Raw genomic sequence first — 11410 nt, forward strand, 5'->3', positions numbered from 1 at the left:
CAAGGCTCGTCATCTCGGGCTGCTCGCCAACGCCACCAGCCACGCAATCTCTGCCGCCGATTGGTTCGGTCCGCAATTACTGTTCGGCCCGAACCATCCATACGGCCGATTGCAGAATAGCGGCAGCATAGCGGCGGTTTCTCGCGCGGACATCCAGCGTTTCCACCGAAGCCGGATGCGTCCGGATCACGCTACCTTGGCCGTCGTCGGCGACATTGCTTTGCCCCAGCTGAAGGCGCAGTTGGAGTCGCTGCTGGCGTCCTGGCAAGCGGGCGGAGATGCACTGGGAGCCGCGCCAGCCAGTGTGGCGCGGACCACCAAGTCGACGCTCTGGCTCATCGACGCGCCTGGCGCTTCGCAATCCAGCGTGCAGCTACTGTTGCCAGCGCCGGCGCATGCTCGTGAGCGCGAGCCGGCTCTGCAATTACTGACCCGGTTGATGGGGCAAAGCATGAATCGCAACCTGCGCACTGACAAGAACTGGTCTTACGGCGTCGTCAGCACGCTGTCGAATCAGGTCGGTGCGAGATCGTGGCGTCTGCAGTCGTTGGTGCAAACCGATAAAACCGCACCGGCTTTGGTGGAAATGCGTCGGGAGCTGGATCGACTCGCCAGTGATCCGAGCGTGGTGGCTGAATCGCTGCTGGGCATACAGCAGGTAACAGTGCGCGAACTACCCGACTCTTGGGAAACCCATCAGGAAGTGGCCGCGGCCTTGGGCCAGATCGCGCTTCACCGCTTGCCCGACGACTACTTGCTGTCGTATTCGCGACGAATCGAGTCGGTAACGCCGCTGGAGGTGAGCCGCCTGGCCGCCGAGCTGCTGGCGAATCGAGGCGAGACATGGATTGTGGCCGGCGATCTTGCGAAGATACGAGCAGAGCTCGATGCGCTGGGCATCGGCGAAGCAAAGGTCATCGAAGCCGCTCGCGGCCCGTCGCTATGAAAAACAATCTCCTGTGGATCGCAGTCGCTGCTGTTATTGGTTCGAGCCTCGTCAGCCTGCCGGCACGTTCAGATGCTGACGTCGCAGACGTTTCTTCGCGGGTCGATGCGGTGTTCGCGCCGGTGAGTCGAACCGATGGTCCGGGCTGCGCCGTCACGGTGGTGAAAGACGGCCAAGTGGTCCATGAGCGCGGCTACGGCATGGCCAATCTGGACTACCGGGTTGCGATCTCGCCGGACACCGTCTTCTACATCGCCTCGGTGTCCAAGCAGTTCGCTGCGGCAGCCATTGCGCTGCTGGCCGAAGAAGGCAAGATTTCCCTGGACGATGACATTCGTAAGTACGTCCCGGAGATTCGCAAATACAAGAAACCGATTCTGGTGCGCCATCTGGTCCATCACACCAGCGGTTTGCGCGACTACTTGGATTTGTGGAGCAGCTCGGGTCGCAGCTATGCCGATTCCATTCCGGAAGCCGAAGCGATTGCGTTGATCGCCAAACAGGACGGCCTGGATTTCCTGCCGGGCTCGCAATACAAGTACAGCAACTCGGGCTACTTCCTGCTGTCTGTGATCGTCAAACGGGCCAGCGGCCAGTCGCTGAGTCAGTACACCGAGGCGAAGATTTTTGCGCCGCTGGGCATGCGCAATACTCACTTCCATGATGATCGCACGCGCATCGTGCCAAACCGGGCGACGGCTTATTTCACCAAGAAGCCGGAAGAAGGCGCGGGACAGGGTGCGTTTCAAACCAGCTTTGACCTGGTCGGCGACGGCGGCCTGTTGACCACGGTGCGCGATATGGTGCGCTGGGATCAGAATTTTTATAACAACGTGCTCGGCACTCGCGGTGCTGCGCTCATCGAACAACTGCAAAGCACCGAGCCGTTGACCGACGGCAAGCCGAGCACTTATGCCTTCGGCTTGATGCATCGAGATCTGGAAGGGCTCAAGGCCATCGGACACTCGGGCTCGTTCATTGGCTTCCGTGCCGACTATCTGCGTATTCCCGAGCAGAAGCTCTCGGCCATCACGCTGTGCAATGGTGCGATGGATGCCGGCAAAATGAATCGCGAGGCGCTGTCGATCTTCCTGTCAGCACGTTAGTTCGCGCCGCGGCATTGGACTTCTGGCATAGGCGATCCCGGGTGGTCGCAGGCCGGCCCCTGCAGTACTCTTCGCGCTCCATCCATGGAGTCCGCAGAGGAACAAACAATGAAGAAGGTCGCTGCATTGACGATGGCGGCGGTTTGTCTGACGGCCGGCGTCGGGATCGGCTATGCCGCCAAGATCAAAGGCCCGGGCATGAGCATCATCACCGGTAAGCCGGCTAAGGAAGCTGGCATTGCCGCGTTGAAGGAAGCCGAACGCCTGGCCAACGGCGGCAGCTGGGAGCTGATCCAGATCGCCCGTGTTTACTACCTCTCCGGCGACAAGCCCACCGGTCAGGCGCTGCTGGACAAAGTGCTGAACGGCAAATCCGAGGCCAGCGACTGGTTCCGCATCGCTCGGGTCTACGCCGAGGCGGGCGAGAATGCCAAGGCCGAAGAGCTGTTCCTTCGTGCGCTCGCCAGCGACCCCAAAGATGACAGCGGCCAGGCCGAAGTAGGGGCCTGGTACATCCGCACCGGTCAACGCGAGAAGGGCGAAGAACTGCTCGCCAAGGCCTTCGCTCGCAGCTCGGACGAAATCTGGCACTACGTGCGTGCCGGCGAAGCGTTCATGGGCGTATCGCCCAAGTAAGGCGGTCCGGGCCAGCCCTCGCCGGGAGGGGGCTCATTCAACAGGTCACGGGCCGGCAAAAATACTTGCCGGCCCAGTAGCCATCGCCCCCCGGCAATCGCTCTAATGCTGTGCCAAGGCCGGTTCGCGGCCGGGAACGCACAGTGTCGTCCAGCGAAAGCAAACAAGCATTCCTGGTTTCCATCCAGAAAACGCAAGGCCAACGGCTGCGGCGTTTCCTGTCCGCTCGGCTACGGAATGCCGCCGCCGATACGCCGGACCTGATGCAGGAGGTATTCCTGCGTCTGCTCCGCATCGACGACCACGAAACCATCCGGAATCCGCAGGCTTACCTGTTCACCGTCGCTAGCCACGTCCTGCATCAGCATGCCTTGCGGCAGACGGTGACAGCCGAGTCGGTGGCATTGCCGGACCTCGCGGCGGAGCTGCAACAGGCTGCTGAAGGCAATCCCGCCGACGAAGTCGAGACCGAACAACTGTTCGAAGCCCTGGGAGGGTCGCTACAGAAGATTTCGCCGCGCGCCTACATGACGCTGGTGTGGAGTCGCTGCGACGGCTTGTCGCTCCAGGAGATCGCGGATCGTTTCGGCGTGTCGCGCGATCAAGTGAAAAAGTATCTGGCCCGGGCGCTGCTCCATATCCGGCAGGGCCTGCAGGAACGGGCGTAAGGAAGCTCATGAGTAATGCGAAGCCACCAGCCACGCTCAACCCTCTAACGCTAGAAGAGGCGGCGGCGTGGTTCATTGAATTCAATGACGATGCGGTCGATGCCGACGGCCGGGCCAATTTCGACCGCTGGTTGCGTCGCTCGCCGGAGCATGTGCGTGCCTATATAGAAGTGGCCGCGGCCTGGGAAGAATCGTCGGCCCTGGCCGGCTCTGGTGTGAGAGACGCGGCGGCTATGGCTGCCGCTGCTGAGGCTGAGCACAACGTCGTGCATCTGCCGCCGCGAACTATTTCTACCACGGCTGCAGAAGGTGCGAGTAAGCGATCGCGCCGTTGGGTGACGTTGTCGCTGGCTGCTTCTGTGGCTGTCGTCGCTATCGGGGCCACGCTTATCTATGGACTTCAGCGCAACACGTACTCGACCGAGGCGGGAGAGCAGCGTGCGTTGACGCTTCCAGACGGATCCGTCGTCGAATTGAACTCACGGTCACGCTTGCGAGTGCATTACTCAGAAGGCGAACGCGGCATCGATCTGCTCGAAGGGCAGGCGTTGTTTCAAGTGATGAAAGATCCGAATCGGCCGTTTGTCGTGCGCAGTGACCGAGCTCGGGTGCAAGCGTTGGGCACGCAGTTCGATGTGAATCGTCGGCAGTCCCGCACAGTGGTCACCGTGGTCCACGGCAAAGTCGGCGTATCGAGCCTGGTCTCAGGCGCTGCACCGGCAGCCAATGTCGTGCTGGTCGCTGGCGAACAGATATCCGTGGCCGATGCTGTGATTGCTCAGCAGCCACGCACGGCCGATGTCGCCGACGTTATCGCCTGGACCGAGCGTAAGCTGGTGTTCGACGGTGCGCCGCTGGCGGACGCGGTGGAAGAATTCAATCGTCACAATTCGCAACGCATCGTGATCGACGATCCGGCGCTGCGCGACTTTCATATTCGCGGCACGTTTGCTCCCAACGAACAGGCGCGCTTGATCGAGTTCTTGCGGCATCGTTTCGATGTGCAGGTGGTGGAGAGGAATCGTGAGATTCATGTCTCCCTGAAAAAGTAATCTGGAAAAACTCATTCACTCGCAGTAGCCATCCCCCTCTCGCTCACGCTCTAAATCGTATGAAGTCGTCACCAATCAAACGACGGCCATCCGACACCAATAAAATGGGGAGTGTGACCATGCGCCTGGCTGCAGCTGTTGCCGCTTTATGTTTGTCCGCCGCGGGTATTGCCGCGAGCCCTGGAGCCGACGCCGCCGTGCGCCGCCTCGTCGATATTCCAGCTCAACCGCTCGGCGCGGCGCTGGAAGTCTTTGAGAAGCAGCGCGACCTTCGCGTCGTGTTCATGTTCGAAGATGTGCGCGATGTGAAGACGCAAGGCGTTTCCGGCGATCTGACCATTGAGGAAGCGCTGAATCGAATGTTGAACGGCACTGGGTTGACGTTCCAATTCATGGATTCCAACACGGTCAGTATCGTGCCCGTGACGAACACCACATCGCCTCGCGCCATGACGGGCAGCGCCGCGGCCATTCATCTGGCGCTGGCTCAAGCTGAATCGAACAGCAATAGTGGCGTCGTCCAGGGCGGCAACAGCAGTTCGCAGACGCACGAGCTGGAAGAGGTCGTGGTACAGGCCCTGTACTTCCACGACAACGAAGCCAGCACCGCACTCAAGATGCCGCTGTCGATCAAAGACACGCCGCAGACGGTGATGGCCATCACTCGTGACATGATGGATTTCGCTGCCATCAAGTCCTTTCAAGATGTCTATAAGATCGACGCGACCGGCGGCACCACGCACCGGCTCGATAACTTCACCGTCAACTATTACCGGGGCTTCCGTCAACAGAGCAACAATGCTGTAAAGATCGACGGTTTCCGGTTGCTGGTGGACTCGAACTTGGATTTTGCGCCGTTCGAGCGATTGGAAGTGGTGAAGGGCGCGACCTCGACTCTGTACGGCCAGAACTCCATCGCGGGCACGCTGAACATCATTTCCAAGATGCCCAAGGAAGAGTTCGGCGGTGAGGTCAAGGTCGAGGGCGGCAGCTTCGATCATTATCGCGGCGAGATAGATTTGTACGGCCCGTTGAATTCGGACCGCACGCTCACTTATCGGCTGGTGGGGGCCAAGCTGGACGAGAACTCGTATCTGGACTACGCCGGCAAGAACACCACCGTGATTGCGCCAACGGTGCAGTACAAGTTCAGCGATGACACCAAGATCTTCCTGCATGTCGACTATCAGGACACCGGCGTTACGGCTGTGCCTGCCGTGCCGCTCCAGTACTTCGGCAATACGGCGACGGTCGGCACACTCGGTTACGATGAGTCCTTGTTGAAGGTGGTCAATCTGCCGCGTTCGTTCTACGCCGGCCAGGACTGGGGCGAAAATCAGCATAAGAAAGTTTTGCTGATCCACAGCGGCTTCCAGCATCACTTCGACAACGACTGGACGCTGCGTGTGAATGCCCAGCGCAACCGGCAGGACTTGGAGTTCTACAACTACTTGCAACACACCGGCGTCATCCGGCCCGACGGTCGAGCGCTGTCGTCCATCATCGTGCGGTTCCAAGACGTCGATTGGCAATTGACGGCCGGCGAAGTGAATCTGTACGGCGATGTCGAGCTGTTTGGACGCAAGCACACGCTGTTCTTCGGCGCCGACTACGCCGAGAACACGGATGCTCATGGACCGCGACTGTTAGCGCAGCGAACCGGAGTGGTTGCCCCAAGCTTGTACGATCCTGCGTATCACACGTTGGTAGCGCAGCCTACGAGTCTCTCTCAGTACACGACTTATAACTACGTCGGGTCCACGGCGGAGAACTCCGGCTTCACCGCGCAGGCGATGATTCGGCCCATCGACAACCTCACTGTGTTGCTGGCGGGCCGCTATTCCAAAGCCGAGACCAATAGCTTCGTTCGTGTGCTCACCAATGCGCCGGTCCGCAGCAGCACCGAAGACAGCAAGGTCACGAGCCAGTTCGGCGTGACCTATGCGCTGACGCCTAACTTGAACCTCTACGCCAGCTACGGCGAAACGTTCGAAGTTCAGGCCGGCCTGATCTCTCCGGGCGTGCGTATCGATCCGCAGGAAGGTGTGTTGAAGGAGATCGGCCTGAAGGGCGAGATCGGTCGACGCTTTGCCTATTCGTTGGCGGTGTTCGACATGGAACGTAGCAATATTTCCCAAAGCAATCTGGCGTCGCCAGGATTTGTGGTGCCCTTGGGCACACAACGCAGCCGAGGCGTCGAGCTGGCCGCGCAAGGCACAGTATTGCCGGGCTGGGAAATCTACGGCTCGCTCGGCGTGATGGATCCGGAATACATCGATGGCGAATTCAAGGGCTATCAGCCTGAGAACGCGCCCAAGATGGGCCTTTCCTTGTTCACCAGCTATCAGCTGCAGGACGGTGTGCTGCGCGGTCTGGGTTTCGGCGCCGGTGTGGTTCACAAGCGAGGCCGGGAAACGTTCTTTACGCAGCGCTCCACCGACGGCGGTCGGGTCGAGTTCGACTTCGGCGCCTATACCGAGGTGGATGCTCGCGTGTTCTATAACTTGGAGCATTGGCGCTTGCAGCTGTCTGCGACCAACTTGCTCAATGAAGAGTACTACAGCCCTAACTCCAACAACGTCGGCAGCTCGGTCTTTGTGAACCCGAGCCGGGCGGTCATCGGCCAAGTCTCTTATCGGTTCTAACCGCGCTGTCGTTGCGGTCATGCCCTGGCTAGTTGTTTTGCTGGCGATGCTGGTCGCCGGTGCCGCTCACGCGGAGGGGAGTGAGCGGCACCGGTCGGCCTTCGTGGATAGCTTTCGTCAGCTCGATGGCGAGTTATGGCCGGCGGGTAATGACTACCGCACGGCGTCCGGTGCACCTGGTCATCGCTATTGGCAACAGCGAGTCGATTACGACATCGATGTTCGCTTGGATGAGCAAGCGCGGTCGCTCAGTGGGACCGCGCGCATCGTCTATCGAAATAACTCGCCGGATGCGTTGGGGTATCTGTGGCTGTTGCTCGATCAGAATGTGTTCAAGCGCGATTCCGTCGCAGAGCTGGCGCGGCCTGTGTCGGGTGCCAAGCTGACTGAGAGGAATATTCGTCGTGCCTTGCGACAAGAGCAGGGGCGGGGCGGGTTCACGATTGAGAGTGTGCGCGATTCTTCCGGGCGGGCGTTGGCGTTCACGGTTGTGGATTCGTTGATGCGGGTTGAGTTGCCTTCGGCTGTGACGCCGGGCGGGGGCGAGTTCATTTTCAGTGTGGCGTGGTCGCTGCCGCTGGTGGAGACCATCAACATTTACGATCGCAGCGGCTACGAGTGCTTCTCGGTTGCCGAGGGCGGGTCGTGCATCTTTCAGGCGGGGCAGTGGTTTCCCAGATTGGCGGCTTACTCGGACTACGAGGGGTGGCATAACAAGGCCTTCCTTGGCGTCGGCGAGTTCGCACTCGAGTTTGGCGACTATCGGGTGACGATCACTGTGCCGGCCGATCACTTGGTAAGTGCGACCGGCGAGCTCAGCAATGCCTCCGACGTGCTGACGAACGAACAACGCTCGCGCCTAGCGAAGGCGCGTACAAGCAGCAAGCCAGTGTACATAGTGACGCCGCAAGAAGCCGCCGCTGCCGAGCGCGGCCGGCTCAACTGCGATAAGGCCATTGAGCGTGGCCGCGTCGATTGCGAGAAAAATTCCGAGCATGGGCGCGGCGGCGAGAAGAGCAAGACTTGGCTGTTCGTTGCGAAGAACGTTCGTGACTTTGCCTGGGCGTCGTCGCGGAAGTTCATTTGGGATGCCATGGGTGTTCGACAGGACTCGTCAGAACAACCACTCGTGATGGCCATGTCTTTTTATCCGAGCGTGGCGAGTTCGCTCTGGGATGGCGTGTCCACGCAGGCCATCGCGGATACTTTGCACTCGTTCTCCGAGCTGACGTTTCCCTATCCCTACCCAGTCGCACAGTCCGTGAACGGCCCGGTCGGCGCAGCAGCGCCGAATGGCGTCGAGTATCCGATGATCAGCTTCAACGGCTCACGGCTGACGCAAGGCACCGACGCAAGCAAGGCGACAACGCTGCTGATCGACACAGTGATTCACGAGGTCGGTCACAACTACCTGCCCATGATCGTCAATTCCGACGAACGGCAATGGGCTTGGATGGACGAAGGCCTGACCACGTATCTGCAGTTCCGAACCCTGCAACGACTCGGGCTGTCCTCGTTCGACGGCCAAGGCCAACCACGCGACGTGATCGCATACATGCTGTCGCCGAAGCATGCCCCGATCATGACTCAGCCTGACGCATTACCTAATTACGGGCGCGGTGCTTACACCAAGCCTGGTACGGCGCTGATGATTCTGAGGGACACAGTGCTGGGGCCGGAACTGTTCGATCGAGCGTTTCGCGAGTACGCGCAACGGTGGAGATTCAAAAGGCCGACGCCGTATGACTTCTTCCGAACCATGGAAGAGTCTTCAGGAGTCGATCTGGATTGGTTTTGGCGCGGGTGGTTTTACTCGACTCAGCATGTCGATATCGCCATCGAAGCAGTGACTCGCCGTCGCGCGCAGGAAAAGAACTTCTATTGGTTGAGGTTTCGCAATGTGGGGGGCGTGGTGATGCCCATTCTGCTCGACCTCACATTCGATGATGGGAGCACCGAGACCGTCCGCATCCCGGCGGAAATCTGGCGACGGAGTGCCAGAGAGGTCACCTGGCAGTACGTCACTGCTAAAACGCTGTCGGTCGCCGAGATCGATCCGCGGCAACAGACAGCGGATTCGGATTCCAGCAACAACCGATACAGCGGATCGACTGACGCCGACATGCCGCAGCAAGAACTCAGTCAGAAACATTGAAGCGCGCGCACAGCGCCAGCACCGAGCCAGCATTCAGAGCTTAGCCATGATGAAAAACGCCTTTAGATCTGTAACCACAATTGCGCTCGCGCTGTGCGCGACCTCGGCGTTCGCGTCGAACGCGAAGTCCGACGCTGCCCGGGCATACCTCGAGCAGGTTCGAATTCAGGCGGGTGCGCCCGGCGCATCGGCGTGCGTCTCGATAGGCGGCAAGGTCGTCTTCTCTGAAGGCGTCGGCGTCGCTGACCTCGACAGCGGCGTCCCTCAAAACGGCCGCACCATCCACAACATTGGCTCAGTCTCCAAGCCGCTGACCGCCGTGGCGGTCATGCGCTTGGTGGAACGCGGCAAGGTCAAGCTCACAGACGAGGTGCAAACCTATCTGCCTTGGTTCCCTCGCAAGGAAGCCCCGATCAGCGTCTGGAACATCCTGACCCATACCTCCGGCATCCGGCACTACAAGAAAGGTGAAATCGGCGTCACGCCAACCCGCATCCAGCACTTCGATAACTTCGAAGCAGCAACGCGCCCATGGCGCGACGATCCGTTGTTGTTCAAGCCTGGAACGAGCAGTTCGTACTCCTCATACGCCACCAATCTGTTGCAAGGAATCGTCGAAACCGTCTCAGGAAAATCATTCGAGGATTTCCTCACGGAAGAGGTCTGGAAACCTGCCGGCATGGCCGACACCTCCCTCGATGTTCCTTCGCGTATCGTGGCCCGGCGCGGTCGGGGCTACGTCCGTGTCGACGGGCAATTGCAGAACACGCCTTACGAGGATGCGAGCTCGTTTTACGCAGGCGGCGGCATGCTCTCCACGGACGAAGACCTGTGTCGGTTCGGTCACGCACTCAACGCGGGACGTCTGCTGAAGAAGGAAACGCTGCGTGAGATGTATCGACTGCAGCTGCCGGCGGGTTTCCCGGGTGACATTCCCGCCTGGGGCAAGGCGTCGCAAAATCAGGGGCTGAGCTTCTTTGTGCGAAAGGATTCGAAGGGCCGGCCCTGGATCGGTCATTCCGGCGGCGCCAGAGGCGTGGCCACGATGTTTCTGAACTACTTCGAAGACGACGTGGTCGTCGCCGTGAATTTCAATGCATACGGCGGCAAGTCGGACATCATCGAAGTCGGCGAGCACCTGGGCACGATATTCACAAGCCCGGCGTCCGAGCCTGCGAGCACAGTCGCGGCCTGGACGACCACGCCGCCGACGATTCGCCCAGGCGCCAAGCCTCGCATTCTGCTGATCCACGACATGGAAGGACTGGCCGGCCAGGACGATCCGTACAGCTTCCTGCATGGCCATCCCAAATATCCGCAGGGTCAGCAGTTTCTGATTGCTGACGTCAACGCTGTTGTCGATGGCTTATTCGCTGGCGGCGCGCAGTCGGTCACGATCGTCGACGGTCACGGCAGTGGCAATCCAGACTCCGATATTCTGGTCGCTCAACTCGATCCTCGCGCCAAGTTGCTATCTCGTCCGACGCGTTTCGATGCGTACTCCGATCTAGCGGAGACCGGCGACTACGATGCTGTAGTCGTGGTCGGCATGCATGCCAAGAGCGGCAGCGGTGGATTTGCTTCTCACACTTACACCATCGGCGTGGAGCTGCTGCTGGAAGGGCACTCGATCACTGAAACGGAGCTGGTGGGATTGTTATACGGCCGTGCCGGCATTCCAGTGATTTTCGCTTCGGGCGACGATAGATTGGCCAACGATCTGCGCACCATGCCTTGGCTGCAGTACGTGACGACCAAGAAGGCCACGAGCGCCAAGACAGCCGAGCTCTATCCGGTCGCAGCTGTGCACGCAGCCATGCGTGATAAGGCGAAACTGGCGGTGACGCAGCTGTCGCAAGCGAAAGTGATGAGCGCTCGTAATCCGCTGCAAGTAACGGTGCGCGCCGTTCCGCCAGCTTCGATGACCTGGCTCAAAGGCATGCCGGGACTCACCTACGACAACGAAGCGGTTTCATTCACCAGCGACGGCATTCTCGCTGCGTATCGCGGCATCCGGCCGGTAGTCACAGCGTTGTCCTACTCTTTCGCCAGCGCTGAGCGCTCAGGGTTCAATGCTTTGCCCAACGCCAAAGCGTTGCGCGTGGAAGGCATGCAAGAGCTGTATCGTCGTTGGTTGGCGGCAGAATCCGGCGAGCCGCCGACGCCGCCGAAAGCGCCTGCCAAGGACAAGGAGTATCACGG

Annotated in this window: 8 protein-coding genes; all 8 read left to right on the forward strand. The window is 60.1% G+C overall.

Annotated elements, in window-relative coordinates; genetic code table 11:
- Positions 1 to 946, forward strand: a 946-nt coding sequence (locus JNL55_RS11605; protein WP_293852987.1) for a M16 family metallopeptidase, incomplete at its 5' end; no start/stop codon positions are given.
- On the forward strand, positions 943 to 2052 hold the full coding sequence (locus JNL55_RS11610) for a serine hydrolase domain-containing protein (protein ID WP_293852988.1): 1110 nt from the start codon (positions 943 to 945) through the stop codon (positions 2050 to 2052). The genes JNL55_RS11605 and JNL55_RS11610, both read left to right, overlap by 4 nt.
- A 108-nt stretch (positions 2053 to 2160) precedes the next feature.
- The gene (locus tag JNL55_RS11615) at positions 2161 to 2688 is read left to right on the forward strand and encodes a tetratricopeptide repeat protein (protein WP_293852989.1); all 528 of its coding nucleotides are present in this window, start codon (positions 2161 to 2163) and stop codon (positions 2686 to 2688) included.
- A gap of 143 nt (positions 2689 to 2831) precedes the next feature.
- Positions 2832 to 3356, forward strand: a complete 525-nt coding sequence (locus JNL55_RS11620; protein ID WP_293852990.1) for an RNA polymerase sigma factor — start codon at positions 2832 to 2834, stop codon at positions 3354 to 3356.
- Positions 3357 to 3364: 8 nt separating this feature from the next.
- Entirely contained in the window at positions 3365 to 4408 is a 1044-nt protein-coding gene (locus JNL55_RS11625; RefSeq protein ID WP_293852991.1) for a FecR family protein, read from the forward strand.
- 119 nt (positions 4409 to 4527) lie between these two features.
- Complete coding sequence (locus JNL55_RS11630; RefSeq protein WP_293852992.1) at positions 4528 to 7053, forward strand: TonB-dependent siderophore receptor; 2526 nt, start codon at positions 4528 to 4530, stop codon at positions 7051 to 7053.
- A gap of 19 nt (positions 7054 to 7072) precedes the next feature.
- Positions 7073 to 9208 (forward strand): M1 family metallopeptidase, encoded by a 2136-nt coding sequence (locus JNL55_RS11635; RefSeq protein ID WP_293852993.1) that lies wholly within the window; start codon positions 7073 to 7075, stop codon positions 9206 to 9208.
- A gap of 46 nt (positions 9209 to 9254) precedes the next feature.
- A partial coding sequence (locus JNL55_RS11640) for a serine hydrolase (protein ID WP_293852994.1) occupies positions 9255 to 11410 on the forward strand: 2156 nt, incomplete at its 3' end.

The organism is Steroidobacter sp. (assembly GCF_016790065.1).
In the GTDB taxonomy this organism is placed as follows: Bacteria; Pseudomonadota; Gammaproteobacteria; order Steroidobacterales; family Steroidobacteraceae; genus Steroidobacter.

Coding starts and splice junctions, on each gene's coding strand:
- JNL55_RS11615 (WP_293852989.1), top strand. CDS start 2,161: ATGAAGAAGGTCGCTGCATTGACGATGGCGGCGGTTTGTCTGACGGCC.
- JNL55_RS11625 (WP_293852991.1), top strand. CDS start 3,365: ATGAGTAATGCGAAGCCACCAGCCACGCTCAACCCTCTAACGCTAGAA.
- JNL55_RS11610 (WP_293852988.1), top strand. CDS start 943: ATGAAAAACAATCTCCTGTGGATCGCAGTCGCTGCTGTTATTGGTTCG.
- JNL55_RS11635 (WP_293852993.1), top strand. CDS start 7,073: ATGCCCTGGCTAGTTGTTTTGCTGGCGATGCTGGTCGCCGGTGCCGCT.
- JNL55_RS11630 (WP_293852992.1), top strand. CDS start 4,528: ATGCGCCTGGCTGCAGCTGTTGCCGCTTTATGTTTGTCCGCCGCGGGT.